The following is a 26822-nucleotide window of genomic DNA, read 5'->3' as shown; positions in this document are numbered from 1 at the left end:
GGAGCCGGCCTTGCACCGCCCCGACCGAACGCGGGCGAGCGCCGCGCCGAGGGTCGAACGCCAGGCTGCGTGGCCCTCCCCTGCGGCCGGATCAGACCGCCCCGCCCGGCGCATCGGCCCGTGCCAGCGCTGCATATTCGGCGGCCAGGAAGTCCAGCACGGCGCGCACGGAGGGCAGCAACCCGCGGCGCGAGGGGAAGACGGCGTGGATGATTCCGGTGCGGGGCGCCCAGTCGGGAAGGATGTCCAGCAGATCCCCCCGGCGCAGATCGTCCTCCACCACCATCGTCGGCATCTGCACCAGGCCGACCCCCCGCAACGCCGCCAGCCGGAGCGTGACCATGTCCTCGGTGACCAGCCGAGGCGCATGGCGGATCGTCGCCCTGGCGCCCCCAGGCCCTTCGAGGCGCCACTCATGGGCATCCTGCGGTGCGCCCCAGCTCATGCTCGGATAGGCGGCAAGATCGGCCGGCGCCATGGCCTCCGACGCGGCCCCGACGAGCGCCGGGCTCGCCACCATCCGCTGCGGGCTCTCGCCGAGCACGCGCATCACGAGATCGCTTTCCTCCAGCGGCGGAAAGCGCACCCGGAGCGCGATGTCGAAGCCCTCCCGGATCAGGTCGACCCGCCGGTTGGTGCTGACGAGATGCACCGAGACATTCGGGCACTCCGCCATGAAGCGGGCGATCATCCCGGCGACCTGGAAGTAGAGCACGGCGGAGGGACAGGCGATCCGCACCACGCCCTGGGGCTGCGAGCGGGTCCGGTCGATCACCTCCTGCGCGGCCTCCGCCTCGACCAGCATGGCGACGCAGTGGCGATGGAACTCCTCGCCGATCTCGGTGACGGCGAACCGGCGCGTCGAACGCTGGATCAGGCGCACGCCGAGGCGTTCCTCGAGCCGGGTCACCCGGCGGCTGAGCTTCGACCGCGGCTCGCCGATCGCGCGCTCGGCCGCGGCAAAACCGCCATGCTCGGCAACCATCGCGAAATAGTAGAGATCGTTGAGATCCTGCATCCGGGTCCTGCGTTCTGAATCTGGAACACTGTGGCGGGATTTCGCACCCTACCGGAGCGATTGTCCCACCACCATCCTCCTGAGGACCGGGAAACCGGGTGAAACGTCGAAAGGAGACCCCGATGAGACAGGTACTCGGCATCTATGGCGCCCCGCGGCCGCACTGGGTCGGCGATGGCTTTCCGGTGCGCTCGCTCCTCTCCCACGCCACCCATGGCCAGCATGCGAGCCCCTTCCTGCTGCTCGACTATGCGGGCGCGGCGGAGTTCGGCCCCTCGGAGAAGCGGCGCGGCGTCGACGTGCATCCGCATCGCGGCTTCGAGACCGTGACCATCGTCTACCAGGGCGAGCTCGAGCACCGCGATTCCACCGGCGAAGGCGGCCGCATCGGCCCGGGCGACGTGCAGTGGATGACCGCCGCCTCGGGCATCCTGCACGAGGAGTACCACTCGGAGGCCTTCGCCCGCACGGGCGGCACGCTCGAGATGGTGCAGCTCTGGGTCAACCTGCCGGCCCGGCACAAGAATGCGGCGCCCGGCTACCAGACGCTGCCCGCCGGCGGGATTCCGGAGATCGCGCTGCCGGACGGAGCCGGCCGGCTCCGGGTCATCGCCGGCGAGCACGGGGGCACGCGGGGGCCGGCGCGCACCTTCACGCCGATCAACCTCTGGGATGTCGCCCTGACCCCGGGCGGAACGGCGCGGCTGGCGCCGCCCGAGGGCCACACGCTGACGCTGGTCGTGCTCGCCGGCACGGTCCTCGTCAACGATGCCGAGGTCGTCCGCGAGGCGCAGGTGGTGCTGCTCGGCCGCGAAGGCGGCGAGGTGACGCTCGAGGCCAACAACGACGCGCGGATCCTGGTGCTGAGCGGCGAGCCGATCGACGAGCCGGTGGCGATGCAGGGCCCCTTCGTCATGAACACGGCCGACGAGATCCGCCAGGCCTTTGCCGAGTTCCGGGACGGGCGCTTCGGCACGATCCCGGCCCGGCAGGGCACGGCCTGAGGCCGGGCGGCCCCGGATGTCCATGCCGGGGCCGCCTCCGCGCGTACGGGCACACCGCCGGGCGGACTGGCCGTGCTGCGGCTTCCGGCTCAATGTTGCCGGCGCCCAGGAGCCCCATGTTCCAGCCCCGCGCGGCGGGAACCGGCCCGGCCGGCATAGTTGCGAACGCCCTGCGATTGCGCACGGCGCACGGTTTTCGCTTGATTGCCGCGATGATCTTCGGCATCGTTGACGACTAGACTGGGGTGTTTGGCGAGCGAAAACATGCGTGCGAGTTGGATTACAGCACTGCTGTTCACACTAATATTTGCTCCGGCCGCACCGGTGCTCGCGCAGGAGATCGGCGTCGTGAAGTCGGTCGAGGGCGATGTCGTGATACGCCGCGGCGGCGGGGCGGTTGCCGCCATCATCGGACAGTCTGTCTTTCTCTATGACGAACTTCAGACATCGGCCGGCGGTTCGGTCGGCATCATGCTCGACGACGGCACCGCGCTGGCGATCGGCGGCGCCTCCGATGTCGTGCTGGAGACCTTCGTGTTCAGCCCGAGCGACGACCTGCTCGACCTCGTGATCCGCGTGCTCACCGGCCGGCTGATCTACAGCTCCGGCAAGATCGGCATGGCGCGTCCGGAACAGGTGCGCATCGAGACGCCCCGGCTGGTCGTAGGCACGCGCGGCACCCGCTTCGCCGTTATCGTCCCGCCCGCAAACTGATGAAAGTCCTCCTCAGGATCGCTGGCCTCCTGATCGTTGCCGGATGCGCATCGCAGCCCCCGGCGCCGAAACCGGGCCTCGGCGCCTTCGACCGGCGGCTTGCCGAGGAATACGAGATGCGCCGTGCCTCCGAGTTCGAGGAGCGGGACTTCGCCGATTCGCGGCGCTTCCGCGACAAGCGCGACGCGGCGCTTACCGGGGCGCGGCCGGCGCCCGACGATCTGAGCGAGCGCATCCTGCCCGAGCCGCTGCGGCGTATGCTTGAGGCCGAGCGCGAGCGGCTCGTCGCGGTTCTCCAGACCACCGCCATCCTCCTCGCGCCGGATGCGCTTGCGGAGGCGCAGAGCGCCTTCGACTGCTGGGTCCAGGAGGTGGAGGAACAGCTCCAGCCGGACCAGATCGCGGCCTGCCGGGCGGCCTTCTCGGACCGGCTGGGCGCGGCCGAACAGGTCGCCGGGACGCCCGTGGTGATCCTGCTGCCTTCGGATGACGACGCCGAGATCGTGGTGCGCAGCGATGGCCGGGAATCGGTTCTCGGCCGCCCCTTCGACGGTGTCGCGGGCGAAGGCGAGAATCTCGGGGCGGCGGTGTCGTTCGAGGAGGCGGCGGTCAACGACGTGCTTTCCGACTCGCTGCGCGCCGAGCCGAAACCGCAGCGCAGCTATCTGATCTATTTCGAGACGGGCGGCTCATCGCCGGAGACGATCACCGAGGAGAGCAGGGAGCGCCTCGAGGCCGCCCTCCTCGATGCCGGGGACACCGTCGCAGCCAGGGTTACGGTGTTCGGGCATACCGACAGGGTGGGCTCGGCGCGGATTAATGTCCGGCTCGCCAGGGCACGGGCGGAGCAGATCAGGGCGTTGCTTCTCGAGGCCGGGGTCCCGCCCGAGACGATCACGGCCGACAGTTTCGGCGAAACGCTGCCGCTCGTGCCGACGGAGGACGGTGTTGACGAAGCGCTCAATCGACGGGTCGAGATCGCCGTTCGCTGATCGGGCAGGCGGTCACGGGCCAGGGCTCTAGGATCGTGCAGATCGGCCGTCGATCCCTGCTGCTGCTCGCGGTGTGCATACTGGGTCTGGTCGGTCTTCGCATTGCCGAGCCCAAACCCCTTCGCCAGCTTCAGAATCTCGGCTTCGACCTCATGCAGGGCATGGCGCCGCACGGCGATGTCCCGAGCAGCTTCACCGTGGTGAACATCGGCGAGCGCAGCCTCGACAACATCGGCCCCTGGCCATGGCGACGGGATGCGCTGGCCACCCTCGTCGACCGGCTGCACGATCTCGGCGCCGTGGCGGTGGTGCTTCCCCTTCTGCTCGACACCCCGGACCGCTTCTCCGCGCATGCCCTGCTGGAGAGGCTCGCCGGCGAGATGCCGCCCGCGGACCATGCCGAGCTCGCCGAGCGCCTCGCGCACCTGCCCGATCCGGACGAGGCTCTCGCCAGCGCGCTGGCGCGCCTGCCCACAGCGCTCGGCACCGCGGTGCGGATCGGCGCCGCAGGCCCGCCGGAACCCGGCCCGGCCTTCGGGATCCCGTCCCGCACCGCCATACCGCCGGAGGTACCGCGTTTCGAGGCACTCACCGTTGCGACGCCGGGGCTGCACGCGGCCGCGCGGGCGGAGGGCGCGGTCAACCTCGTGCCGGAGGAAGACATGGTCCTGCGCCGCGCCGCGCTCTTCTTCCTCGTGGGTGACGTCATGCACCCCTCCCTCGCGGTTGCGGGGCTCGTTGCCGGGGGCCGGGAGGTGGCCTTCGCCCGGCACCCGGACGGCGGATACGCCATGCTGGTCGACGGCGCGGCCCGGCGCACCAGCGCCCCCGGCATCGTCTGGCTGGATTTCGGCCGGAGGACGAAGATCCCGGTTCTCGAGGCACAGAGCCTGGACGCCGATGCGATGGACCGGATCCACGGGCGGATCGTCGTGCTCGGCCTCGATGTCGCGGGCATCGGGCGGCCGCTCCGGCTTGCCGATGGCAGCCTCGCCAGCGAGCCGGAGATCATCGCGATGATGGGTGACGCGCTCGATATCGGCAGCGTTCTCAGCCGCCCGCTCATGGTCCAGGCCATCGAGACCGTCGCGCTCGCGGTCGGCATGGCGGTGATCGGGGTGGTCTGGCTCGCCACCGCCCCGGGGCTCGCCTCCCTGGTCACCCTCGCGCTCGGCATCGGCTGGGTCGCGGTCGTGGCGGTGGCACGCATGCAGGCCGGGCTCGTGGTCGATCTCGCCTGCCCGCTGGTGCTCTCGACCATGCTCGCGACCGTCAGCGCCGGCCTGCGAACCGCGCGGCTCTGGCAGATCCGCCGCGAGCTGGTCACCGAGCTGCAATCGAGAACCCGGGCGGCCGAGGCCGCCAACGAGGCCAAGACCCGGTTCCTGCACGAGATGCACCATGATCTGCGCACCCCGCTGAATGCCGTGCTCGGGCTCTCCGGCCTGCTGAAGGGCAGCGGTCTCGCGCGGCTTTCGCCGCAGCAGATCACCGAGTTCGCAACGACGATCCACGATGCCGGCGCGCAGGTCCTCCACCTTTCGGAACAGGCGCTCCAGGCCGCGGAATACGCGACCGAGCACGCAACGCCCAACCTGCAGATCGTGGATCTCGGCGAGGCGCTGGTGAAGGCCGGCAGCATCATGCTGGGCAACCGGCAGCGCACCGCCTCGCTCGACCTCCACATCGACCCCGCGCCGCATTTCATCCTCGCCGATCCGACGCAGCTGCTCGAGGCGGTGCTCAACCTTCTCGACAATGCCTTCAAGCATGCCGAGGGCACCGAAACCGTCATCCTCGCCTCGGAACCGCTCGGCAATGGCAGGATCGCGATAGATATCCTGGATGAAGGCCCCGGCATCGACGAATCGATACTCGAACATGTCGGCACACCCTTCCCGTCCGAGCGCGCGGCGCATGACGGCGTCCGCGGCGCAGGGCTGGGGCTGTTCATCGCGCAGCGTTTCGCGAAGACGCATGGCGGGCATCTGCGCCTCGGCAAGCGGCCGGGCGGCGGATGGCGTTGCCGGCTGGAGCTCGATCTCGTCGGCGATCCGAAAACGGCCGACAGCCGACCCTGACGATCGACCGGACCGGGCACCGCCTCGCCCCCCCTCCCCCGGTTCCGCTGGCAGGTCCAGGGTTGTTGCAACCGCGTGGCGGTGGCCGGCCGGCGGCAGAGCCCATCCGCCCGGGCCGGCCCGATCATCGAGCCGTGAGCCCCCGCGCGCACAGGCGCGAGCCGAGGAACAGGAGGCGGCCTGCGCCGGCCGGGCGTCGATCAGCCGGCCTCTGCTACACCACGCGCAGCCAGGTCGACATGCCGGCGGCGGCGTGCTCGAGCATGTGGCAATGGAAGAGCCAGTCTCCCGGGTTGTCGGCGACAAAGGCGATCTCGCCGCGCGCCTGCCGATCGAGCAGCACGGTGTCGCGGAGCGGTCCGAAGCTGCCATCCTTCCCGACCATGCGGAAATGGTGGCCATGGAGATGCATCGCGTGCGGCCAGGCGGTGTCGTTGACCAGCGCAATGCGCACCGTCTGGCCGAGCCGCGCGGTGAGGAGGGGCGCCTCGGGCACGCCCGCGACGCCATTCAGCGCCCAGGCGCGGCCGGACCGGACGAGTTCGCGGATATCCGTCTCGACACCGTCGAGAACGGCCGCCCGCATCCCCCCCATCGCGCCGCCTTCCATGGTGAGCGTCGCGGTCGCCGCGCCGTCCAGCCCGGCGATGGGAGGCAGGTCGTTCGGCGGCAGCGGCCGCATCTCGGCCAGCCGCGCCGGCCTTGCCGCGCCGTCGATCCGGAGCGTGGTCAGCGCGAAATCGCCGCCCCGCTCGTGCGAGATCAGGAAGGCCTCGTCCGCCTCGTCTTCCGTGACATCGAGCACCAGGTCGGCCCGCTGCGCGGGGGCGAGGCTGAGGCGCGTCATCGGCTCCGGCACCGCGAGCGGCTGGCCGTCGAGCGCCGCAACCCAGCCCGCCAGCCCCTTCAGGCCGATATCGAAGATCCGGGCATTGGCGGCATTGACGAGCCGCAGCCGGAGACGGTGATGGCGCCGGACCGTGAGCCCGTGCGCCGGATTGCCGTTCACCGTGACATGGTTGCCGATCCGCCCGGCATGGGACCGGTCGTGCATCGAATCGAAGCTGTCATGGATCTGCGCCTGCTCGTCGAGGCGCCAGTCGTCGAGCAGCAAAACCTCGTCGCGATCGACCTCCGGCGGGGCCTCCTCCTCGACGATCAGCGCGCCGGAGAGACCGCGGTCGACCTGCTCCCAGGAGCGGACATGCGGGTGGTACCAGTAGGTCCCGGCGTCGTTCGCGTCGAAGTCGTAGAGGAAATCGGCCTCGGGGGAGACCGCCTCCTGCGTGACGCCCGGCACGCCGTCCATCGCGTTGGCGATCCGGATGCCGTGCCAGTGAACCGTCGTCGGCTGCGGCAGGGCGTTGATCAGCCGGCGCGTGACCCGGCCGCCCCGGCGCAGGCGGATCACCGGGCCGGGAGCGGTGCCGTCATAGGCCCAGACCCTCGTCGGCCCGTAGGGCTCGGGCGTCAGCCTGGCAACGCCCTCCGCTGCCGTGAGGGCCACCGGGCCGGCCCCGTGCGCCGCGGCAGGAGCGAGCCCGGTTGCAGCGGCCGAAACGAGGAAGTGGCGGCGGGTCAGGCTCATCGCGACACGTCTCCGCCGGCGAAGCCGTCGATGATCGGGCAGTCGGGCCGGTGGTCGCCCCGGCAGGCATCGACCAGATGGGCCAGCTCGTCGTGCAGGGCCTGCAGCTCCTGCATCTTCGCTTCCAGCTCCGACAGCCGCTCCCGGGCGATCCGCTTGACGTCGGCCGAGGATCGGCTCCGGTCCTCGTAGAGCCCGAGCAGCTCGCGGGTCTGCTCCACCGAGAACCCGAAGGAGCGGGCACGCCGGGCAAACACCAGCTTGCTGACCTCCGCCCTGCCATAGTTGCGATAGCCGCTCTCGGAACGGCCATTGGGGCGCACGAGGCCGATATCGGCATAGTAGCGCACGGTCTTGACAGGCAGGCCGGATGCCCTGGCAGCGTCGCCGATATTCATGGAAACCCCCATTGACTTTCCAGTTGCTGGAGACCGTATCTCGGATTTCGAGGGAGTCAATGGCCATCGGAAAACATGCGATGAACATTCAGAGTCAGATTCGAAAGCAGGCCCGGCTGCACCGCATGGTGACGGACGAGCACTTCTGCCCCTACGGCCTGAAGACCAAGGCGCTGCTCGAGCGCGAGGGCTTCGAGGTCGACGACCGCCTGCTGCGCTCGCGCGCGGAGATCGACGCGTTCAAGCTGGAACATGGTGTGAGCACCACGCCCCAGGTCTTCATCGGCGGACAGCGGATCGGCGGCTATGAGGATCTGCGCCGGCATCTCGGCAAGCCGGTGCAGGAGCCGGGGGCGACCAGCTACCAGCCGGTGCTCGCGGTCTTCGCGACTGCCGGGGCGATGGCATTCGCCGCGAGCTGGGCCGCCTTCGGCGATGTGCTGACCATGCGTGCCGGCGAGTGGTTCATCGCCTTCAGCATGTGTATCCTCGCCATGCTCAAGCTGCAGAACGTCGAGAAGTTCGCGACGATGTTCCTGACCTATGACCTGCTTGCGCGGCGCTATGTGCAATACGGCTATGTCTACCCCTTTGCCGAGGCCGGCGCCGGCGTGCTGATGGCGGCGGGTGCGATGGCATGGCTCTCCGTGCCCGTGGCGCTCTTCATCGGCACCATCGGCGCCGTCTCGGTCATCAAGGCGGTCTATATCGACCGGCGCGCGCTGAAATGCGCCTGCGTGGGCGGTGACAGCAACGTGCCGCTCGGCGCGCTCTCGCTCACCGAGAACCTGATGATGATCGCAATGGCAGGCTGGATGCTGGCGAAATAGGCGAGCGGCGCGGTTCGCCGGGATACAGGGAACGGAGGCACGCATGGCACGATGGCTGCTCTATGGAGGACTTGCGATCGGCGTGCTGATCCTGCTCGGCTGGTCGACCGGCATGCACCGGCACTGGCCGGGCGGGATGCATCACCAGCGGATGGACCGGGCGGATACCGCCCGGACTTCCGGCGAGGCGCCGCCACCCGAAACCGTCGTTCCCGCGCTCTCGGCGGATGCCCGCGCCGGCGAGACCGCCTTCGGCCGCGCCTGCGCAGCATGCCACGGACAGCACGCCGCCGGTGTCGATGGCGCCGGCCCGCCGCTGGTTCACGTCATCTACGAGCCGGGGCACCATGCCGACTTCGCCTTCCTGCGCGCGATCAGACAGGGTGTGCGCGCGCATCACTGGCGCTTCGGAGACATGCCGGCCATCGCGGGCGTGTCGGATGCGGAAGCGGCGTCGATCATTGCCTATGTCCGCGAACTGCAGCGCGCCAACGGGATCGACTGATGCGGTTTCGCCTTGACCCTCCCCCTGCTGGAAGGGCCAGTTGAGAGACATGCACAGACTGATCGTCAGCATCCTCATGGCGTTCGCCCTGCTCCTGCCACCGCCTGCGATGGCGGGCATGCAGCACGGCACGACCGGCAAGCCGATTGCGCAGGGCGCCGATCCCGTCCACGGGATGCATTGCACCGGCCAGGGCTGCGGCGACCGGGCCGACGAGGCGCCGCCCGTTCAGGCCTGTTGCGACGATGCCATCGGCCATTGCGCGGCAACCGGCCTGCCCGGCCCGGCCTCGGTGACCGACTGCGGTCTCTCGCTCGGCCCGGCGAAACCGCTGGCCGATCCCGGCAGGTTCCTCCGCGGCCTGCCCGGAGCCATGGATCCCCCGCCTCCCCGACGCTGAAACATCGCCGATCCAGCCTGCGGGCGGCCCGGTGCCGCTCCGCGCATTCGGACATGTTCAGACTTCGGAGACGAGAATGTTCCTTCTCAAGACCATCCCGGCGCTGGCTGCGGCCGCGCTTCTTGCCACGACGCTGCCCGCCGCCGCCGTCGGAGAACACGGCCAGGGAGGCGGCGCCGGCAAGCCCGGCAAGGCGTCGCAGGTGACGCGCACCATCGCCGTCACGATGTACGACAACTACTACGAGCCCGAGGCGATCACCCTCAAGGAGGGCGAGACGGTCAGGTTCGTGATCACCAACAAGGGCGCGCTGGTCCACGAATTCAACATCGGCACGCCGGAGGCGCATGTCGCCCATGCGCCCGAGATGCAGATGATGGTGGATCACGGGGTTCTCGAACCCGACCGGATCAACCGGGACATGGCGAAGCAGATGCAGGCCAGCATGGGTCACGGCATGCATGATGCGCCCAACTCGGTGCTGCTCGAACCGGGCGGGACCGGCGAGATCATCTGGACCTTCCCCGAGCATGCGGAGCTCGAGTTCGCCTGCAACGTGCCCGGCCACTACGATGCCGGCATGGCGGGCGAGATCACGCTCTCGCATTGAGGCCGCGCGCGCCGGGCCTGCCCCGGCGCCCATTCCCCGAAATGTCAGGGATGACAGCAATGTCCTATGGAACGCCTGCGCGGGCAGCACTGCTCGCCGCCGGTCTCGGCCTTGCGATATCGAGCGCAGCCGCCGCCGGCACATATGATCTGACGGTCGATTACGTCACGATCGACACCGGAGACTTCACCAGGACCGGGATCGGCTACAACGGCGCCTCGACCCCGCCGGTCCTGCGCTTCGCCGAAGGCGAGGAGGTCACGATCAACGTGACCAACAATCTCGACGTCGATACCTCGGTCCACTGGCACGGGCTGATCCTGCCCTACCGGCAGGACGGCGTGCCGAAGATTTCCTATCCCGGGATCCGGCCGGGCGAGACCTTCACCTACCGCTTCCCGATCGTCCAGGGCGGCACCTACTGGTTCCACAGCCATTCCGGCTTCCAGGAGCCGGACGGCGCCTTTGGCGCGCTGATCCTCGAGCCGAAGGCCCGGGAGAAATACCGCTACGACCGCGACTATGTCGTCCAGCTGACCGACGCCCACCCGCACCGGGGCGACCGGATCATGCGCAACCTCAAGATGATGCCGGACTATTACAACCGCCAGCAGCGCACCCTGCTGGATCTCATCGGGGACGCCTCCGAGAAGGGGCTTGGCGCGGCCCTGTCCGATCGCGCGGACTGGGGCGGGATGCGCATGATGCCCACGGATATCGAGGACCTCCAGGGCTTCACCCCGCTGATCAACGGCAAGGGGCCGGAGCAGAACTGGACCGGCCTCTTCGAGCCCGGCGAGCGCATCCGCCTGCGCTTCATCAACTCCTCGGCAATGACCTTCTTCGACATCCGCATTCCGGGCCTGAAGATGACCGTGGTGCAGGCCGACGGCAACGACGTGCTGCCGGTGCCGGTCGACGAGCTGCGGATCGCGGTGGCGGAGACCTATGACGTGATCGTCCGCCCGCGCGAGGACAGGGCGTTCACCATCTTCGCCGAGAGCATGGGGCGCACCGCCTTCGCCCGCGGCACGCTGGCGCCGCGCGCGGGCATGGAGGCAGAGGTGTGGGAGCTGCGCGCGCCACCGCTCCTCACGATGGCCGACATGGCGCTCGACCCGGCAATGGCCGGCATGGACCACGGCGCGATGATGATGGAGGGGGATGCCGCCTCCGGGCATGGCGCCATGATGAAGGACGCGGACCTGCCGCCGGGTGCGCACCGGATGCCCGATGGCTCGATCATGGGCGGGCCGGGCGAGGACCCGTTCTATGCCGCGGGCAGCGGGGTCACGCCGGAGCCCGCCATGAAGCATGGCAGGTTCCTGTCCTACAAGGACCTGAAGGCGGCCGACCCGCTCTACCCGGATCGCGAGGCGACCCGCGAGATCGAGCTTCGGCTCACCGGCAACATGGAGCGCTACATCTGGTCGATCAACGGCGTGAAGTATGCCGATGCCGAGCCGATCCGGCTGCAATACGGCGAGCGCGTGCGGTTCAAGTTCGTCAACGAGACGATGATGACCCATCCGATGCATCTGCACGGCATGTGGACCATCATCGACAACGGCACCGGCGAGCGCGATCCGATCAAGCACACGGTCAGCATCGCGCCCGGCACGGTGGTCTACACCGAAACCGAGGTCGATGCGCCGGGCCAGTGGGCCTTCCACTGCCACCTCTCCTACCACGCCGAGAGCGGCATGTTCCGCAAGGTGATCGTCGAGGGCGGCCCCACCACCGATCGGGCCGCGCTCGCGCCCGCCAGCGGAGGGTGAGGCCATGACCACGTGGACGAACGCCCGCGGGGCGCCCGCCCTGGCCATGCTGGCCGCTCTGGCCGCGCCTGCCGGACCCGATGCGCGGGCCGAGCCGCTGATCTGGGGCATCCAAGTCGAGCAGGCCGAGTATCGCCTTGGCGAGGACGGCGATGTCGCGGCCTGGGATTTCGATGCCTTCGTCGGCACCGACGAGCTGAAGGTGGTCTGGCGATCCGAAGCCGAGTTCGCGATCGACGAGGAGGCCTTCGAGACGCTGGAGAACCAGCTTCGCGTGCAGGTGCCGGTCTCGACCTTCTTCGACGCGGTGGCCGGCATCCGGGTCGACACGCCGGAGGGCGCCAACCGGGTTCATGCCGTGCTCGGTCTGCACGGCCTCGCCCCGCAATGGATCGAGGTCGATGCGGATGTCTTCCTGTCGGACCACCCGGCGTTCCGCTTCGAGGCCGAATACGAGGGGCTGATCACCAACCGGATCACCCTGACGCCGAGCATAGAGGTGGATCTCCCGTTCACCGACGACGCGCCGCTCGGCCAGGGCGCATGGGGTCCGAAGCTCGAACTGGGCCTTCGCCTGAGCTACGACCTCGTGGACCGCGCGGTCTCGCCCTATCTCGGCGTGTACTACGAGCGTGTGTTCGGCGAATCCTCCCTGCTCGCCAGCCGCGAGGGCAAGGACCCCGGCGCCGTCTACTTCGTCGCGGGCACCCGGCTGATGTTCTGATCACGAGGCGCCGGGCGGACACTTCCCCCGGCGTCCCGGCAGACGGCATCTACCGCAGCAGTCCGATGGAACGCCCCCTCCGAAGCGGTCCATCCCCTGTGATCATGCACTCGGCTGTCACCTGGGCATTCCAGCGCGGCATGGCGCTTGAGATTGCATCCGACCCCTTTGATACGAGCACGGAGACCTTGCAGAAAGCCTGCCGGCAGCAATTGCTCGACCATCAGCGCCGGGCGGTATCTATCCTGGAGCGGCGGCGATGATCGTTTCCGCCCCAGTAACTGCCCAAAAACCGGTTCCGGTATCTGCTAATTTCTGGCGGACCCGACAGGATTCGAACCTGTGGCCTCTGCCTTCGGAGGGCAGCGCTCTATCCAGCTGAGCTACGGGTCCCGCGCTGGCTGGAATACACGGGCTTTCGGGTGGATGCAACTGCGCAGGCGCCGATGGGCGGAGCCGAACGCAGCCCCGCCAAGCTAAGGCTGGCGGGGCTCGGGGCCGGGCGCGGGCGCGGTGCCGAGATTGACGTCGTGGCGCTCCGCGCGATGCGCGCCGACAGGCACAGATAAGGCCCGGATGCCTTGCAGGCCGTGCCCGGATGCTGTATCCCTCAAATCCCGTGATGCTAGATCGGGTGGCGCCGCGGAGCGCCTCCACAACATCTGCGGGGATACATGGCACGGTTCGTTTTCGTCACGGGTGGGGTGGTCTCCTCCCTCGGCAAGGGCTTGGCAACGGCAGCCCTCGGCGCGTTGCTGCAGGCCCGCGGCTTCACCGTGCGGCTGCGCAAGCTGGACCCATATCTCAACGTGGATCCGGGCACGATGTCGCCCTTCGAACATGGCGAGGTCTTCGTCACCGATGACGGTGCCGAGACCGATCTCGACCTCGGCCACTACGAGCGCTTCACCGGGGTCGCGGCCCGGCGCACCGACAGCGTCTCGTCTGGCCGGATCTATTCCAACGTGCTCGAGAAGGAGCGCCGCGGCGACTATCTCGGCAAGACCATCCAGGTCATCCCGCACGTGACCGACGAGATCCAGGACTGGATCGCCGTCGGCGAGGACGACACCGATTTCATGCTCTGCGAGATCGGCGGGACGGTGGGCGATATCGAGGGGCTGCCGTTCTTCGAGGCGATCCGCCAGTTTGCCCAGCGCCGGCAGCGCGGGCAGTGCATCTTCCTGCATCTGACGCTGCTGCCCTGGATCGCCGCGGCGGGCGAGCTCAAGACCAAGCCGACCCAGCACTCGGTGAAGGAACTGCGCGCCATCGGCATCACGCCGGATGTCCTCGTCTGCCGCACCGAGCACGAGATCCCGGCCAAGGAGATCGCCAAGATCGCGCTCTTCTGCAACGTGCGGCCCGAGGCGGTGGTGCCAGCCAACGACCTCTCCTCGATCTACGAGGCGCCGCTGGCCTATCACGAGGTGGGGCTCGACCAGGCGGTGCTCGACGCCTTCGGCATCCACCCCGCGCCGCGGCCCAACCTCTCGCGTTGGCGCCAGGTGGTGGACGCGATCAAGCGGCCCGACGGCGATGTCCGGATCGCCATCGTCGGCAAGTACACCCAGCTCGAGGACGCCTACAAGTCGATCGCCGAGGCGCTGACCCATGGCGGCATCGCCAACCGCGTGAGGGTGACCACCGAATGGCTGGATGCGGAGGTCTTCGAGCGCGAGGACCCGGCGCCGCTGCTCGAGGGTTTCAACGGCATCCTGGTGCCCGGCGGCTTCGGCGAACGCGGCACCGAGGGCAAGATCCGCGCGGCCAAGTTCGCCCGCGAGCGGGGCGTGCCCTATTTCGGCATCTGCCTCGGCATGCAGATGGCCGTGATCGAGGCGGCGCGGAGCCTCGCCGGGATCGAGGATGCGGGCTCGGAAGAGTTCGCGATCGAGGCCTCGGGCAGCGCCGGCAGCGAGGACAAGCGTCTCGAGCCGGTGGTCTACCACCTCAAGGAATGGCTCGAGGGCAACCGCACGATCCAGCGCGCGGTATCCGACGACAAGGGCGGCACCATGCGGCTCGGCGCCTATGACGCGCGGCTTGCCGAGGGCTCGAAGGTGGCAGGGATCTACGGCTCGGACCGGATTTCCGAGCGTCACCGCCACCGCTACGAGGTCTCGACCGCCTATCGCGAGCGGCTCGAGGAGGTGGGCTTGCGATTCTCCGCCATGTCGCCGGATGGCCGGCTGCCGGAGATCATCGAGTTCGAGGGACACCCCTGGTATATCGGCGTGCAGTTCCACCCGGAGCTAAAGTCGAAACCGCTCGACCCGCATCCCCTGTTTGCCGATTTCATCCGGGCGGCGGTGGCGCAGTCGCGTCTCGTCTGAGCGCTCGGCAGATCTGAGGACCCGGCCGGCGGCGCCCCCTGCCCGTCAGCCCTTGCCGGGCTCGGGGCCGGCGGCGGCCTGGAACCCGTGCCACGGTGCCGGCTCGGGCTGTGCTCCGTGCACCGGATCGGCCGGCGGCTTCACCGGCAACGCGGGCAGAGCGACAGGCTCGGACGCCCGCGCATTCAGGATCGGGCGATAGACATCGGCCAGCCGCTCCGCCGCCTCGCGAACCGGGATCGGGTCGTCATTGTCCGGCCTGTGCACCAGCAGATGGATCGCCGAGAGCCCCAGCGCCGGTTCGAACTGGGGATGCTGCGCCGCCATCACGGGCAGATCGCCAGCGGCCTCGACATAGACAGGATGAGGCCAGATCCCCTCGAAACGCGAGAAGATGTAGACCGCCCTCGTGATCACCAGCGGCGACCGGATCGGATAGACCTCGCAGGCATAGGTCACGCCTTCGGCATCGGTCAGGCTCAGCGTGCCGATCCGGCGCACCCCGGCCGCCTCAACCTGCGCATCCCCATCCATTTCCATTTCACCCCGTCCGATTCCCAGATATGCTAACACAGGTCACAGGAACGGCAACATCTAGAGCACCCGATCGGGCATCTGTCCAAGTCTGCTCCACGATGCACCGAAATAGCACAGCCTCATGAACGTGTGGTTACGTGTGCCGCCGCCCGGAGAGGCCGCGGCACCGCCCAGCCCGGCGTTGACCCCGGGCAGCAGGCGATGCTTCACTCGACCCGACGGGCAGCGACCCGTCGCAGGTAGAGTTCATCTCGTCCAATACAACAGCAGGGAAAGCAAGCCATGTATCGCAATATCGCAGCCCTCGGGTTGATCGGCGCGCTCGGCCTCGGTGCCGCCGCCTCCGCCGCCGAATGCACCAACGAGGTCTGGAACAAGGTGATGGCCGCCGGCAAGATGTCGGTCGGCGTCAAGGCGGACTACAAGCCCTGGGGCTTCCGGAACGACAGCGGCGAGATCGTCGGCATGGAAATCGACATGGCCCGCAAGGTTGGCGAGATCATGGGCGTCGAGGTCGAACTGGTGCCGGTGCAGAGCTCGAACCGCATGCAGTTCCTCGAACAGGGCAAGATCGACCTGATGATCGCGACGATGTCGGACCGCGCCGACCGGCGCAAGATCGTCGGCATTCCGGGCCCCAACTACTACACCTCCGGCACCAACGTGATGGCGCCGAAGGCGCTCGGCTTCACCGAGTGGGAAGATCTGCGCGGCAAGCCGGTCTGCGGCAAGCAGGGCGCCTTCTACAACAAGATCGTCGAGGAGCGCTACGGCGTGCAGATCGTCGCCTTTACCGGCAATGCCGAGGCGAAACAGGCGCTGCGCGACAAGAAATGCGTCGCCTGGGTCTATGACGACAGCTCGATCGGCTCGGACCTCGCCTCCGGCAACTACGACGACTACGAGATGCCCCTGGTCTCGGAGGACGACAACCCCTGGGGCCTCGCGGTGCCGCTGGCCGAGAAGGACTGCATCTTCGGCAACTTCATGTCCGGCGTGCAGTACAACTGGCTGGCCAACGGCTACCTGATCGAGCTCGAGGAGAAATGGGGCATCAAGCCGACCAATTTCCTCCAGAATGCCAAGGAGCGCTTCGCCGACTGGCTCGCCGAGTGACCCTGCCCCGCTGATCCGCGCGCCGCCCCCGACAGGGCGGCGCCTGCCGTCGTTGCGGTGCAGCAAGGGCTGGACAACCGTCCGCATTCCTGCGCAGCATGAACGACTGGGGTCCGACAGGGGGGATGATGGACGCCGTAGCCGAGTATTTCCGCGAGCTCGCCGAGATCGCGCCGCGCTGGAACTTCATCTGGATGTATGACGAGCGCCAGCAGGGCAAGATCCTGTCTGGCCTCTGGATGACCGTGCAGCTCTCGGTGGCCTGCGTCGCCTTCTCGGTGGTGATCGGGCTGGTCGGCGCCTGGATGCAGGGCGCGCGCTCGCGCATCGTGCGGGCCATCGTGCAGGCCTATATCCAGTTCTTCCGCAACACGCCGCCCTTCGTGCAGCTGCTGTTCTTCTATTTCGCGCTCGGCCAGTTCACCCCGACCCATTCGCCGGACGGCTGGCTCGAGGTGCCGATCATCTCGAATGTCGGCTGGGCGATCATCTCGCTCAGCTTCTTCGCCGGCGCCTTCAACGTCGAGATCTTCCGCGCCGGCATCGAGGCGGTGCCGGAGAGCACGCAGGAGGCGGCCGAGAGCCTCGGCTTCACCCGGCTCCAGATCTATCTCTACGTGGTGCTGCCGCTGGCCTTCCGGGTCTGCCTGCCGTCGCTCAACAACAATCTCGTCAACCTCGTCAAGACGACGACCCAGGCCTTCGCCATCGCGGTTCCGGAGCTGCTCTACCAGTCGGTCAGCATCTGGAACGACTATCCGAGCGCGCAGTATCCCACCATGCTGCTGCTATTCGTTATCTATATCCTGCTCGTTGCCGTGCTGGTCTTCGGCATGACGAAATGGGAGCATGCCATGCGGATCCCCGGCTATGGCCGCTGAGCGCCGCCGCCCCCGTTCGCGCGCGATCCCCGGGCTCGGGGCGCAGGCGCGCACCGATCTCGCGGTGCTGCTGCCGTTCCGCCCCGCCACCACCGGCCCGGACCCCTTCATCGCGGTGCGCTGGCTCGCCGGGCTGCCGGCCTGGACACCGCTCGCGATCCTCGCGCTGGCGCTGCTCTGGCCGGCGCTCGCCCATGCCCAGGGGCGCTACGGCACGGTGGAGGCGATCGACGCGCTCTGGCGGTGGTTGCCCTTCCTCGTCTGGTCGGGCTTCTTCTTCAACGTGCTGATCTCGTTCCTCGCCATGGCGGTCGGCACCGTGCTCGGCGCGGCGCTCGGGCTGGCGCAGGTCTCGCAGTCGCGGCCGATGCGCGCCTTCGCCTGGGCCGTGACGCAGCTCTTCCGCAACTCGCCCTGGCTCGTGCTGCTCTTCATCGTGCTGCTGGCCTTCCCCTTTCAGGTGACGATTGCCGGGACCGTCATTCCGGTGCCGGACTGGGTGAAGGCGGTGATCGGCCTCTCGCTGCCGATCATGGCCAACATCTCCGAGATCGTGCGCGGGGCGGTGCGCTCGGTCCCCTCGGCGCAATGGGAGGCGGCGGAAAGCCTCGCCTTCTCCCGGCGCCAGACCATGTGGCAGATCATCCTGCCGCAGTGCTACAAGCGGATGCTGCCGCCCTGGATGAACTGGTACGCGATCCTGACCATGGCGACGCCGCTCTGCTCGCTGCTCGGTGTCGAGGAGATCATCACCCTGACCCGCCAGGCGATGGAGGGCGAGGACAACCACCCGGAGCTGCTGGTGCCGTTCTACAGCTTCGCGCTCTGCCTCTTCTTCGCCTATTGCTACCCGATCGCACGGCTGACCGTCGCGCTGGAGCGCCGCTATGCCGTCAAACTCTGAGGTGCGCCGATGACTGCCGAGCCCGGATGGACCCCCGACCAGCCCATCGTCAGCGTCAAGGGCGTGCGCAAGAGCTTCGGTGACAACGAGGTGCTCAAGGGCGTCGGCTTCGACGTGATGAAGGGCGAGGTGATCTGCATCATCGGCCCCTCGGGCTCGGGCAAGTCCACCCTGATCCGCTGCATCAACGGGCTCAACGAGATCGACGAGGGCTCGATCAAGGTCGAGGGCCAGGAAGTGCATGACCCCGCCCTCGACAAGCTGGCACTGCGGCGCAAGGTCGGCATGGTGTTCCAGCAGTACAATCTCTTCCCGCACAAGACGGCGCTGGAGAACGTGATGATGGCGCCGGTGCTGGTGCTGAAGCAGCCGAAGGCCGAGGTCGAGGCACGTGCCCGCAAGCTGATGGCGAAGGTGCGGCTCGAGGGCAAGGAGCACCAGTATCCGGGCGAGCTCTCCGGCGGTCAGCAGCAGCGCGTGGCGATCGCACGCAGCCTCGCAATGAACCCGGACGTGATGCTCTTCGACGAGGTGACCGCGGCGCTCGACCCCGAGACGGTCAAGGAAGTGCTGGTCACCATCAAGGATCTCGCGGCGGAGGGGATGACCTGCCTGCTGGTGACCCACGAGATGGGCTTTGCCCGAGAGGTGGCAGACCACATCTACTTCACCGACCGCGGCGTGATCGTCGAGCACGGGCCGCCGGAGACCTTCTTCACCGAGGCCCGCGACCCGCGCACGCGAGAATTCCTCAGCCAGATCCTCTGATCCGAGGCCGGCGCTGGTCTGTCCCGCGCCGGCCCTGGTCACCAAGGCTCAGTCGGTGCTGCCTTCGGCAGCGGGGGACTCGGTCGCGAACTTCTCGAGCGAGGTTTCGCCGCTCGTGGCCGTGGCAGCCTCCTTCTTGGCGGCATCGGCCTCCTCCTCTGCCTCCTTCAGCTCGGCATCGATGTCGCCGAGATCGCCAGCGGTTTCGGCGGCGCGGCGCGTCGCGGCCTCCTCGGCCTGTTCGCGTGCTTCATCTGCGGCAATGCTCTCGGCGGCGGCGGCCTCGTCGGCCTTTGCGGCGGCCACCGCGGCATCCGCCGCCGCCTGCTCGGCCGCTTCGAGATCCGAGGCGCTATCGGCCAGCGCCCCGCCCGCACCGAGCGACAGCACACCGAGGAGACCCGCGAGGGCCAGTGAACGGGAAAGGGGACGGATCATTCTGGTCTCCATGAAATCTGCCGCGCGACAGGCGAGCCCGCTGCCAGCCCCTCGCGCAGGGAGTGTGCCGCCGGCCTGCCCGGCCGGCAAGTCCGAAGCTGTCGCAGTGCCGGAAAGCCGTGAAATTCATGCGCAGCATTTTCACGCTGCGCCCCGGTCTTCAGGAGTAAGGGTCCATCGCGTCGCGCAGCGCATCGCCCACGAAGGAGAAGGCCAGCACGCCGAGAATCACCGGCACCATCGGCCAGAGCAGCCAAGGATAGATCTCCACCGCGGTGAGGTTGAGCGCATCGTTCAGCATCATCCCCCAGCTCACTGCCGGCGGACGCAGCCCGAGCCCGAGGAAGGACAGCGCCGTCTCGCCGAGGATCATCGCCGGGATCGAGAGCGAGGCAGAGGCGATCAGATGGCTCATGAAGTTGGGCATCATGTGCCGCCCGATCACCCGCGCCGGCGAGGCGCCCATCAGCTCGGCAGCGCGCACATAGTCCTCCTCGCGCAGCGCCAGGAACTTCGACCGCACCGCGCGCGCCAGCCCCGGCCAGTCGAGCAGACCCAGGATGACCGAGATCATCAGGAAGACCGTGATCGGCCCCCACGAGATCGGCACGGCAGCGGAAAGCGCAAGCCAGATCGGCAACTCCGGCAGCGAACGGAAGACCTCGATCGCCCGGCTCACCGCGGCGTCGATCCAGCCACCGAAATAGCCCGCCATGCCGCCGAGCACGAGGCCGATGCCGAAGCTCACCGCGACGCCGATCAGCCCGATGGTCATCGAGAGCCTCGCGCCGTAGACGATGCGCGAGAGGATGTCGCGCCCGAGGCGGTCGGAGCCGAGCAGGAAGAGCTCGCCCTCATCCGGTGGACAGATCACCCGGAAGTTCCAGTCGAACAGCCCAAGCACCGGGTTGACCATCAGATCGTCGGTATACGGCTCGCCGCATGTGGTGAGCACCGGCACCGGCAGTGGGCGATCCCAGTCGGTCACCCGCTCCACCAGCCCCGTATGGACATTGTAGACGGTGGCGGTGGGATAGGTGTGGAGGCCGACATACTCCCCCTCGTGGAAGAGGTAGAGGCTCTGAGGCGGGGCATAGATGTTGTCCTCGTCGAAACTGTTCGGGAGATAGGGCGCGAAGATCTCGACGAAGGGCAGCAGCAGGTAGCCGATGGCGAGGAAGGCGAGGCAGACCACCCCGAGCCGGTGCCGGCGATAGCGGCGCCAGATCAGCACCCAGGTCGGCGCGTCGAGATCTGCCCGCTCCAGCACCTGCCGGTCGGTCGCGGCATCGTATGGCGCCTCGGAGATGTAGTGCTCCGGCCTATCCATCGGCGCTTTCCCCTGCCTTCGCGGCCGCGACGATTTCCACCGTGGCGTGGTGGATCGCGTGGCGTTCGGCGAGACGGTCCTTGATCGCGCGCACCGCGGCCTCGGCACGGTCCGGCGCGGCGGGCGTCGCCTCGAGGGTGGCCATCGGACGGCCCTCGCTGATCGACCAGAGATGCAGGTGCCCGATGCGGGCGACCCCTGGCACGCCGGCGAGGTCCTCCGCCACGACGCGCGGGTCGAGCCCCTCCGGCGTGCCCTCGAGCAGGATGTGCCCGCTTTCCGCCACCACGCGCCAGGCCGAGCGCAGGATCAGCGCCGCGACGGCGAGCGAGAGGATCGGGTCGGCCGCGGTCCAGCCGGTGAACAGGATGACCAGCGCCGCGGCGATGGCGGCGACCGAACCGAGCAGATCGCCGATCACATGCAGCAGCGCCGCACGCATGTTGAGGTTGCGCTCGCCGCCGGACAGCACCGCGAAGGCCGCGATGTTGACCGCAAGCCCGGCCAGCGCGATCCAGAGCATCGGCCCGGCGAGCACCGGCGCCGGCGCCGCCAGCCGGCTGACCGCCTCCACCGCGATCCAGCCGGTGATGGCGAAGAGCGCCAGCCCGTTGGCGAAGGCAACCAGGACGGTGAAGCGGTCATAGCCGAAGGTACGCCGCCAGTCGGCGGGGCGGCGGGCGAGGCGCAGCCCGTACCAGGCCAGCGCCAGCCCGGCGAAGTCGGTCAGCATGTGCCCGGCATCGGCGATCAGCGCAAGCGAGCCGGACAGCAGGCCGCCCACGACCTCGGCCAGCATGAAGATGCCGGTGAGCGCCGCCGCAATCAGCAGGCGCCGCTCGCCCGCGCCGGCATGCGCGGCATGGCTGTGGCCACCGCCCTGCGCGTGCCCGTGGAAATGGTCGTGCGCGCCCAATTCAGGCCCCCCGCCGTTTCGATTTCAGGCGGATCCGGGGGTCGAGCAACACCAGCAGGATGTCGGAGATCAGCATGCCCACCAGCGTCAGCACCGAGACGAAGAGCAGCACGAAGCCGGACATGAAGATGTCCTGGCTCTTCAGGCTGTGCAGCAGCACCGGGCCGAGGGTCGGCAGGCTCATCACCACCGAGACCATCACCGAGCCCGAGACGAGCTGCGGCGCGAGGTTGCCGATATCCGCGACGAAGGGGTTGAGCGCCATTCGCAGCGGATACCGGATGGTGCGCATCACCGGCGGCACACCCTTCGCCCGCGCGGTCTCGACATAGGGCTTGTGCAGCTCGTCCATCAGGTTGGCGCGCAGGCGGCGCATCACGGCGGCCGCGGCGGAGGTGCCGATCACGATCGTCGGCACGATGAGATGGGTGAGGATCGAGCCGAGCTTGGCCCAGGACATCGGCTCGCCCTCGAACTCCCGATGCATCAGCCCGCCGGCGGGGATGTCGAAATAGCGCGCGCCATAGGTGAGCAGGATCAGCGCCAGCAGGAAGTTGGGCGTGGCCAGCCCGATATAGCCGATGAAGGAGGCGAGATAGTCGATCCAGCTGCCGGCCCGCACCGCGGCGATCGCCCCGAGCGGCAGCGCGACGACATAGACGAAGACCAGCGCCGCGAGGTTGACGATGGCGGTCAGCGCCGCGGTCTCGCCCACGATGTCGATCACCGGGCGCTCGAGCTCGAAGGACCAGCCGAAATCCCCCTGCAGCAGCCCCGAGAAGCCGGTCGGACCCGGCAGCGCGCCGATCCAGATCAGGTATTGCTGCCAGACCGGCTTGTCGAGCGAGTACTCCGCCATCATCTCCTCGGCGCGCTGGATGCCGGCGGCCTCGCCCGAGGCCTGCATCTCCGCGATCCGGTTCGACATGTAGTTGCCCGGCGGCAGGTTGATGATCACGAAGACCAGCGCCGAGATCGCCAGAAGGGTGACCGCCATGGTCCCCAGCCGCTGGATCAGATAGCCGATCATTCCGCCGCAGCCCGCTGCTCCGCATCCCCGGTCCCGGCCCCGCCACTGGCAGGCTCGAGCCAGAGCTCGTCGATGCGCTGCATGCCGATCTGCGCGCCGGGGTCCCAGGCATAGAGCGCCTCGGCCGGGAAATTGCGCAGCCGGGCATCCGCCACGATCGGGATCGGCGCGCGCGCCACGGTGCCGATGACGAAGATCTCGCGCGCATGGATGGCGAGCATCTCGCGCCAGATCTCGCCGCGCGCGGCATCGTCGGGTGCGGCCATCCAGTCGCGGTAGAGACGCATCAGGCGCGCGGCTTCCGGCAGGTTCACCGCCCGGCCGGCGGCGCCCCTGGTCTGGTAGTGCTGCCCCCAGGCGGGCCAGGAGAAATTGGCCTGCTCCACCGGCGCGAGCTCGTTGGGCTCGGCCTCTGCGGTCGGGATGCCGTTGTTCCAGCCATACCAGGCCACCATCATCGAGCGGCCGGAAAAGGCCCGGTCGCGCAGGATGTCACGGTCGAGCGGGCGGATCAGCAGGCGCAGGCCGAGCTTGGCCCAGGTCGCCTTCACCAGCTCGAGCGTGTCGGCCACCTCCTGGCGCTCACCGGCAGTCTCGACGATGATCTCGGCAGGCCGGCCATCCGGAAGCAGGCGGGTGCCGGCGGCGTCGCGCCGATCGAGGCCCACCGCATCGAGCAGGCGGTTGGCCTCTTCGGGGTCGAAGCGCGCATAGGCGGTGGCATGGGCGGGGTCGAAATACGGGCTTTCCTCCAGCGCCGCCACCGCACGCTCGGCGGCGAGGCCGAAATAGAGCACCTTGTTGATCGCCTTGCGGCTGATCCCGAGGCTGAGCGCGCGGCGGAAGCGCCGGTCGCGGAAGAGGGTCTGCCATTCCGGGTCGGCGAAGGTGAGGTTCGGATAGAGCGCCACCTCCGAGGCCGCGCCCGAGCGCCAGAGCAGCGTGACATAGCCGCCCTCGGCCTGCGCCTTCTTCAGCACCGGTGCGTCGGTGAAGGTGAGATAGCGCGGCTGCAGGCCCGCCTCGCCGAGGCTGACCTTGAGCGGGATCAGCCCGACCGCGGCGATCTCCAGCTCGATCCGGTCGATATAGGGCAGCTGCCGGCCGTTGGTGTCGACCCGGTGGAAGAAGGGGTTGCGCACCAGCACGTAGCGCTGGCTGTTCTTCTGGGAAGCGTTGACCCAGGGCTGCAGCACCGGCAGGTCCGGGTTGTCGAACTTGTAGAGGTTGTCGATCCGGTTGTGCAGCTGCGCCCAGTCCCGCGCCTTGGCCCGGGCCACCAGCCCGGCCAGCGCCGCCGGATCGGCATAGTTCACGTGGCAGCGCTTCATGTAGTGTGCCGGGCGATAGATATAGACCGGTCGGGCCCGGGCCAGCGCCGGCAGGAAGCGCGGGTTGGGCGCGTGCCAGCGGTAGCGGATGGTGACGTCGTCCACCACCTCGACAACGGGCGGGCGTCCCTCCACCAGCATCTCCACCGGCGGGCCCTTGGGCGAGAGCGCGGGATGGTTGGCCACGTCCTCCCACCAGTAGCGCAGATCCTCGGTGGTGAAGGGATGACCGTCGGACCACCGGTGCCCGCGACGCAGGTGCAGCGTCACCTCGCGGCCGTCCTCCGACACGGTGACGTCGCGCAGGATGTCCGGCTTCAGCCGATACTCGGCATCGTAGCCGACCAGCCGCGCATAGCCATAGGCGGACATGTAGCGGACGTCCTTGGCGCGCTTGATGAACATCCGGAGCAGCCCGCCGTGGACCCCCGGCACCCGGCCACGGGCGGCGAGATCGGCCAGCGCAGGCTCCGCAGGCAGGCGCTCGGAGACCGGCGGCAGCAGGCCCTCGATCACCTGATGCGCGAACCACGGCGTCTCGACGGGCTCCACGGCCCGGGCCGGCACGGCCGCGGCAAGGAGCGCAGCGAGAAGCCCCCCCGCGAGCGAAACGAGCCCCCGCACCCTCATGCCGCCGCCCTCACCAGATGGCCGGGCGCGATCTCCACAAGCCCCGGCGCGTCGCCCTCGACATAGCCATAGGGCGCCGGCCAGTCCTCCGGCTCGCCGGCCCCCGCTGCCACCAGCTTGAGATCGAGCCGGCGCTCGGTGTCCGGCTCCGGGCTCGCGGCGATCAGCGCGCGGGTATAGGGATGCCGCGGCTTGCCGAAGACGCAGGCCGGATCGCCCTCCTCCACCACCCGCCCGCGGCGCATCACCAGGATCCGGTCGGCGATATGGCTCACCACCGTGAGGTCATGGCTAATGAACACCATCGAGAGGCCGAGCTCCGCCTGCAGCTCCTCGAGCATCGCCAGCACCTCCGCCTGCACCGAGACGTCGAGCGCCGAGGTCGGCTCGTCGCAGATCAGCAGCTCCGGCTCGAGCGCCAGCGCCCGCGCGATCGCGATACGCTGGCGCTGCCCGCCCGAGAAGGCATGCGGGAAACGCCCGAGATGGCCGGCCGAGAGCCCCACCCGCTCCATCAGCGCCGCCGCCCGCGCACGGCGCTCGGCGCGGTTGCCGATGCCATGGATCTCCAGCGGTTCGGTCAGGATGTCCTGCACCGAGAGGCGCGGCGAGAGCGCGGCATAGGGGTCCTGGAACACCATCTGGCACTCCCGGCGATAGGCCTTGAGCCCGGCCCCGGACAGCGTCGAGATGTCCTCCTCGCCGCCGGCCTCGGGGCGGAACACCATGCGCGCGCCGGGGTCCGGCCGCTCGGCCCGGGTGATCAGCTTGGCCACGGTGGATTTGCCCGAGCCGGATTCGCCGACCACCGCCACCGTCCGGCCCCGCTCGAGGCAGAGCGCGAAATCGGCGACCGCCCGCACCGGCGGCGCCGGCGGCCCGAAGGTCCGCGTGCGGCCGGGATAGGTCTTGGAGAGCCCGGAGACCGAGAGGATCGCCGTCCCCTCCGCCGCCGCACCGCAGCTCGCCAGTGGCGAGGGCGGGCGAGGCGCGGCGGCGACCAGCGCCCGGGTATAGGGATGCCCCGGCGCCGAAAGCACCCGGCTGCAGCCGCCGGCCTCCATGATCCGCCCACGGTTCAGAACCACCACCCGGTCAGCCATGTTGGCGACGACGCCGAGATCGTGGGTGATCAGGATCACCGCCAGCGCATGGTCGCGCCCGAGTCGGCGCAACAGTTCCAGCACCGTGGCCTGGGTCGTGACGTCGAGCGCCGTGGTCGGCTCGTCGGCGATCACCAGCTTCGGGTTGCCGACCATCGCCATGGCGATCACCGCGCGCTGGCGCAGTCCGCCCGAAAGCTCGAACGGAAAGGCGTCATGCGCCCGGCGCGGATCGGGGAACCCGACCTCGTCGAGCACCTCGAGCACCCGGTCCTCGACCGAGCCCTCGTAGCCGTGCACGCGCAGCACCTCGCCGACCTGCGCGCCGACCCGGTGCAGCGGCGAGAGCGCGCTCATCGGTTCCTGGAACACCATCGAGATGGTCTGCCCGCGCAGGCGGCGCAGCGCCGGCGCCGGCAGCCGCAGCAGGTCTACCTCGCCGCCGGGCGCCCGGAAGATCGCGCGGCCGGCGCGCAGCTGCGCGGCCCGCGGCAGGAGCCCGATCAGCGCCTTGGCCGACAGCGTCTTGCCCGAGCCCGACTCGCCGACGAGCGCCAGCGTCTCCCCGGCATCGAGCGCGAAGCTCACGCCCTCGACCACGGGTGGCCCGACATCGCCGAAGGCAATGCTGAGATCCTCCACAGTCAAGAGCGGCCGCACGTCTTCGCCTCCCCCGTGGCCTCCCCGCGAGTTGCCAGCGAGGCCCCGCGCACAAGGGCGAGAGTGGCTTGACATGGGGACCGGACGCAAGTCGAAAGGTTTTCACAAGTCTGCCGTGCACGGTTCCGGAGGCCCCTTTCCGGGCGCCCCCGGCGTGCCCGCGCGCTTGCCCCGCCCCGCGCCGGCGGGTAGGACGACAA

At 69.0% G+C, this 26822-nt stretch carries 26 protein-coding genes and 1 tRNA gene; 16 read left to right on the top strand and 11 right to left on the bottom strand.

The window, feature by feature from the left end; genetic code table 11:
* Positions 1-91: 91 nt before the first annotated feature.
* Positions 92-1018 carry a LysR family transcriptional regulator gene (locus tag QSJ97_RS15075; protein ID WP_285672632.1) on the bottom strand — a complete coding sequence of 309 codons (927 nt, stop codon included), beginning with the start codon at positions 1016-1018 and terminating at the stop codon, positions 92-94.
* 122 nt (positions 1019-1140) lie between these two features.
* Between QSJ97_RS15075 and QSJ97_RS15070 the strand changes: the two genes are divergently transcribed.
* From QSJ97_RS15070 to QSJ97_RS15050, 5 genes are all read left to right on the top strand, one after another.
* Positions 1141-2022, top strand: coding sequence for a pirin family protein (locus QSJ97_RS15070; protein ID WP_285672631.1), 882 nt, complete (start codon positions 1141-1143; stop codon positions 2020-2022).
* A gap of 116 nt (positions 2023-2138) precedes the next feature.
* The gene (locus QSJ97_RS15065; protein ID WP_285672630.1) at positions 2139-2261 is read left to right on the top strand and encodes a hypothetical protein; all 123 of its coding nucleotides are present in this window, start codon (positions 2139-2141) and stop codon (positions 2259-2261) included.
* Positions 2262-2370: 109 nt separating this feature from the next.
* Entirely contained in the window at positions 2371-2736 is a 366-nt protein-coding gene (locus QSJ97_RS15060) for a FecR domain-containing protein (RefSeq protein ID WP_285672629.1), read from the top strand.
* Positions 2736-3728 (top strand): OmpA family protein, encoded by a 993-nt coding sequence (locus QSJ97_RS15055; protein WP_285672628.1) that lies wholly within the window; start codon positions 2736-2738, stop codon positions 3726-3728. Before QSJ97_RS15060 ends, QSJ97_RS15055 begins: the two co-directional genes overlap by 1 nt.
* 35 nt (positions 3729-3763) lie before the next feature.
* Positions 3764-5809, top strand: a complete 2046-nt coding sequence (locus QSJ97_RS15050) for a sensor histidine kinase (RefSeq protein WP_285672627.1) — start codon at positions 3764-3766, stop codon at positions 5807-5809.
* Positions 5810-6023: 214 nt separating this feature from the next.
* Here the strand turns inward: QSJ97_RS15050 and QSJ97_RS15045 are convergent, their stop codons facing one another.
* Positions 6024-7397 (bottom strand): multicopper oxidase family protein, encoded by a 1374-nt coding sequence (locus tag QSJ97_RS15045; protein ID WP_285672626.1) that lies wholly within the window; start codon positions 7395-7397, stop codon positions 6024-6026.
* Entirely contained in the window at positions 7394-7795 is a 402-nt protein-coding gene (gene cueR / locus QSJ97_RS15040; RefSeq protein WP_285672625.1) for a Cu(I)-responsive transcriptional regulator, read from the bottom strand. Before cueR ends, QSJ97_RS15045 begins: the two co-directional genes overlap by 4 nt.
* Positions 7796-7875: 80 nt before the next feature.
* On the opposite strand from cueR, the gene QSJ97_RS15035 reads away from it, so the two are divergent.
* The 6 genes from QSJ97_RS15035 (at position 7876) to QSJ97_RS15010 (ending at position 12642) form a co-directional block, all read left to right on the top strand.
* Entirely contained in the window at positions 7876-8625 is a 750-nt protein-coding gene (locus QSJ97_RS15035) for a MauE/DoxX family redox-associated membrane protein (protein ID WP_285672624.1), read from the top strand.
* A gap of 82 nt (positions 8626-8707) precedes the next feature.
* Positions 8708-9130: a c-type cytochrome gene (locus QSJ97_RS15030; RefSeq protein ID WP_285672623.1), complete on the top strand. Its 423-nt coding sequence runs from the start codon at positions 8708-8710 to the stop codon at positions 9128-9130.
* Positions 9131-9179: 49 nt separating this feature from the next.
* Positions 9180-9530, top strand: coding sequence for a hypothetical protein (locus QSJ97_RS15025; protein ID WP_285672622.1), 351 nt, complete (start codon positions 9180-9182; stop codon positions 9528-9530).
* A 76-nt stretch (positions 9531-9606) separates the two neighbouring features.
* Complete coding sequence (locus QSJ97_RS15020) at positions 9607-10140, top strand: cupredoxin domain-containing protein (RefSeq protein ID WP_285672621.1); 534 nt, start codon at positions 9607-9609, stop codon at positions 10138-10140.
* A 59-nt stretch (positions 10141-10199) separates the two neighbouring features.
* Positions 10200-11918: a copper resistance system multicopper oxidase gene (locus QSJ97_RS15015; RefSeq protein WP_285672620.1), complete on the top strand. Its 1719-nt coding sequence runs from the start codon at positions 10200-10202 to the stop codon at positions 11916-11918.
* A gap of 4 nt (positions 11919-11922) precedes the next feature.
* Entirely contained in the window at positions 11923-12642 is a 720-nt protein-coding gene (locus QSJ97_RS15010) for a copper resistance protein B (protein WP_285672619.1), read from the top strand.
* Between the two features lie 316 nt (positions 12643-12958).
* On the opposite strand, the gene QSJ97_RS15005 is transcribed toward QSJ97_RS15010, so the two are convergent.
* Positions 12959-13035 (bottom strand) — tRNA-Arg (locus QSJ97_RS15005).
* Between the two features lie 281 nt (positions 13036-13316).
* Here QSJ97_RS15005 and pyrG point away from each other — a divergent pair.
* Positions 13317-14978 (top strand): CTP synthase, encoded by a 1662-nt coding sequence (pyrG, locus tag QSJ97_RS15000; protein ID WP_285672618.1) that lies wholly within the window; start codon positions 13317-13319, stop codon positions 14976-14978.
* A gap of 45 nt (positions 14979-15023) precedes the next feature.
* Here the strand turns inward: pyrG and QSJ97_RS14995 are convergent, their stop codons facing one another.
* Positions 15024-15512: a hypothetical protein gene (locus QSJ97_RS14995; RefSeq protein WP_285672617.1), complete on the bottom strand. Its 489-nt coding sequence runs from the start codon at positions 15510-15512 to the stop codon at positions 15024-15026.
* Between the two features lie 285 nt (positions 15513-15797).
* Between QSJ97_RS14995 and QSJ97_RS14990 the strand changes: the two genes are divergently transcribed.
* From QSJ97_RS14990 to QSJ97_RS14975, 4 genes are all read left to right on the top strand, one after another.
* Positions 15798-16631, top strand: coding sequence for a transporter substrate-binding domain-containing protein (locus QSJ97_RS14990; protein ID WP_285672616.1), 834 nt, complete (start codon positions 15798-15800; stop codon positions 16629-16631).
* Between the two features lie 125 nt (positions 16632-16756).
* The gene (locus tag QSJ97_RS14985) at positions 16757-17512 is read left to right on the top strand and encodes an amino acid ABC transporter permease (protein ID WP_285672615.1); all 756 of its coding nucleotides are present in this window, start codon (positions 16757-16759) and stop codon (positions 17510-17512) included.
* Positions 17502-18416: an amino acid ABC transporter permease gene (locus QSJ97_RS14980; RefSeq protein WP_285672614.1), complete on the top strand. Its 915-nt coding sequence runs from the start codon at positions 17502-17504 to the stop codon at positions 18414-18416. The genes QSJ97_RS14985 and QSJ97_RS14980 overlap by 11 nt, the downstream gene beginning before the upstream one ends.
* Before the next feature lie 9 nt (positions 18417-18425).
* Positions 18426-19184: an amino acid ABC transporter ATP-binding protein gene (locus tag QSJ97_RS14975; RefSeq protein ID WP_285672613.1), complete on the top strand. Its 759-nt coding sequence runs from the start codon at positions 18426-18428 to the stop codon at positions 19182-19184.
* A 48-nt stretch (positions 19185-19232) separates the two neighbouring features.
* Here the strand turns inward: QSJ97_RS14975 and QSJ97_RS14970 are convergent, their stop codons facing one another.
* The 6 genes from QSJ97_RS14970 to QSJ97_RS14945 form a co-directional block, all read right to left on the bottom strand.
* On the bottom strand, positions 19233-19622 hold the full coding sequence (locus QSJ97_RS14970) for a hypothetical protein (protein WP_285672612.1): 390 nt from the start codon (positions 19620-19622) through the stop codon (positions 19233-19235).
* 160 nt (positions 19623-19782) lie between these two features.
* Positions 19783-20952 carry an ABC transporter permease gene (locus QSJ97_RS14965; protein ID WP_285672611.1) on the bottom strand — a complete coding sequence of 390 codons (1170 nt, stop codon included), beginning with the start codon at positions 20950-20952 and terminating at the stop codon, positions 19783-19785.
* Positions 20945-21868 (bottom strand): cation diffusion facilitator family transporter, encoded by a 924-nt coding sequence (locus QSJ97_RS14960; protein WP_285672610.1) that lies wholly within the window; start codon positions 21866-21868, stop codon positions 20945-20947. Before QSJ97_RS14960 ends, QSJ97_RS14965 begins: the two co-directional genes overlap by 8 nt.
* A 1-nt stretch (position 21869) precedes the next feature.
* On the bottom strand, positions 21870-22898 hold the full coding sequence (locus QSJ97_RS14955) for an ABC transporter permease (RefSeq protein ID WP_285672609.1): 1029 nt from the start codon (positions 22896-22898) through the stop codon (positions 21870-21872).
* Entirely contained in the window at positions 22895-24859 is a 1965-nt protein-coding gene (locus tag QSJ97_RS14950; RefSeq protein WP_285672608.1) for an ABC transporter substrate-binding protein, read from the bottom strand. The genes QSJ97_RS14955 and QSJ97_RS14950 overlap by 4 nt, the downstream gene beginning before the upstream one ends.
* Entirely contained in the window at positions 24856-26622 is a 1767-nt protein-coding gene (locus QSJ97_RS14945; RefSeq protein WP_285672607.1) for a dipeptide ABC transporter ATP-binding protein, read from the bottom strand. The genes QSJ97_RS14950 and QSJ97_RS14945 overlap by 4 nt, the downstream gene beginning before the upstream one ends.
* Positions 26623-26822 lie beyond the last annotated feature (200 nt).

The organism is Paralimibaculum aggregatum (assembly GCF_030270585.1).
Classification (GTDB): Bacteria; Pseudomonadota; Alphaproteobacteria; order Rhodobacterales; family Rhodobacteraceae; genus Thermohalobaculum; species Thermohalobaculum aggregatum.
This window is presented reverse-complemented; position numbering and strand designations above follow the sequence as displayed.

Excerpts from the sequence above, each read along its gene's own strand:
- QSJ97_RS15075 (WP_285672632.1), bottom strand. The coding sequence starts at position 1,018 with ATGCAGGATCTCAACGATCTCTACTATTTCGCGATGGTTGCCGAGCAT.
- QSJ97_RS15070 (WP_285672631.1), top strand. The coding sequence starts at position 1,141 with ATGAGACAGGTACTCGGCATCTATGGCGCCCCGCGGCCGCACTGGGTC.
- QSJ97_RS15065 (WP_285672630.1), top strand. The coding sequence starts at position 2,139 with ATGTTCCAGCCCCGCGCGGCGGGAACCGGCCCGGCCGGCATAGTTGCG.
- QSJ97_RS15055 (WP_285672628.1), top strand. The coding sequence starts at position 2,736 with ATGAAAGTCCTCCTCAGGATCGCTGGCCTCCTGATCGTTGCCGGATGC.
- QSJ97_RS15045 (WP_285672626.1), bottom strand. The coding sequence starts at position 7,397 with ATGAGCCTGACCCGCCGCCACTTCCTCGTTTCGGCCGCTGCAACCGGG.
- cueR (WP_285672625.1), bottom strand. The coding sequence starts at position 7,795 with ATGAATATCGGCGACGCTGCCAGGGCATCCGGCCTGCCTGTCAAGACC.
- QSJ97_RS15035 (WP_285672624.1), top strand. The coding sequence starts at position 7,876 with ATGAACATTCAGAGTCAGATTCGAAAGCAGGCCCGGCTGCACCGCATG.
- QSJ97_RS15025 (WP_285672622.1), top strand. The coding sequence starts at position 9,180 with ATGCACAGACTGATCGTCAGCATCCTCATGGCGTTCGCCCTGCTCCTG.
- QSJ97_RS15020 (WP_285672621.1), top strand. The coding sequence starts at position 9,607 with ATGTTCCTTCTCAAGACCATCCCGGCGCTGGCTGCGGCCGCGCTTCTT.
- QSJ97_RS15015 (WP_285672620.1), top strand. The coding sequence starts at position 10,200 with ATGTCCTATGGAACGCCTGCGCGGGCAGCACTGCTCGCCGCCGGTCTC.
- QSJ97_RS15010 (WP_285672619.1), top strand. The coding sequence starts at position 11,923 with ATGACCACGTGGACGAACGCCCGCGGGGCGCCCGCCCTGGCCATGCTG.
- pyrG (WP_285672618.1), top strand. The coding sequence starts at position 13,317 with ATGGCACGGTTCGTTTTCGTCACGGGTGGGGTGGTCTCCTCCCTCGGC.
- QSJ97_RS14995 (WP_285672617.1), bottom strand. The coding sequence starts at position 15,512 with ATGGATGGGGATGCGCAGGTTGAGGCGGCCGGGGTGCGCCGGATCGGC.
- QSJ97_RS14990 (WP_285672616.1), top strand. The coding sequence starts at position 15,798 with ATGTATCGCAATATCGCAGCCCTCGGGTTGATCGGCGCGCTCGGCCTC.
- QSJ97_RS14985 (WP_285672615.1), top strand. The coding sequence starts at position 16,757 with ATGATGGACGCCGTAGCCGAGTATTTCCGCGAGCTCGCCGAGATCGCG.
- QSJ97_RS14980 (WP_285672614.1), top strand. The coding sequence starts at position 17,502 with ATGGCCGCTGAGCGCCGCCGCCCCCGTTCGCGCGCGATCCCCGGGCTC.
- QSJ97_RS14975 (WP_285672613.1), top strand. The coding sequence starts at position 18,426 with ATGACTGCCGAGCCCGGATGGACCCCCGACCAGCCCATCGTCAGCGTC.
- QSJ97_RS14970 (WP_285672612.1), bottom strand. The coding sequence starts at position 19,622 with ATGATCCGTCCCCTTTCCCGTTCACTGGCCCTCGCGGGTCTCCTCGGT.
- QSJ97_RS14965 (WP_285672611.1), bottom strand. The coding sequence starts at position 20,952 with ATGGATAGGCCGGAGCACTACATCTCCGAGGCGCCATACGATGCCGCG.
- QSJ97_RS14955 (WP_285672609.1), bottom strand. The coding sequence starts at position 22,898 with ATGATCGGCTATCTGATCCAGCGGCTGGGGACCATGGCGGTCACCCTT.
- QSJ97_RS14950 (WP_285672608.1), bottom strand. The coding sequence starts at position 24,859 with ATGAGGGTGCGGGGGCTCGTTTCGCTCGCGGGGGGGCTTCTCGCTGCG.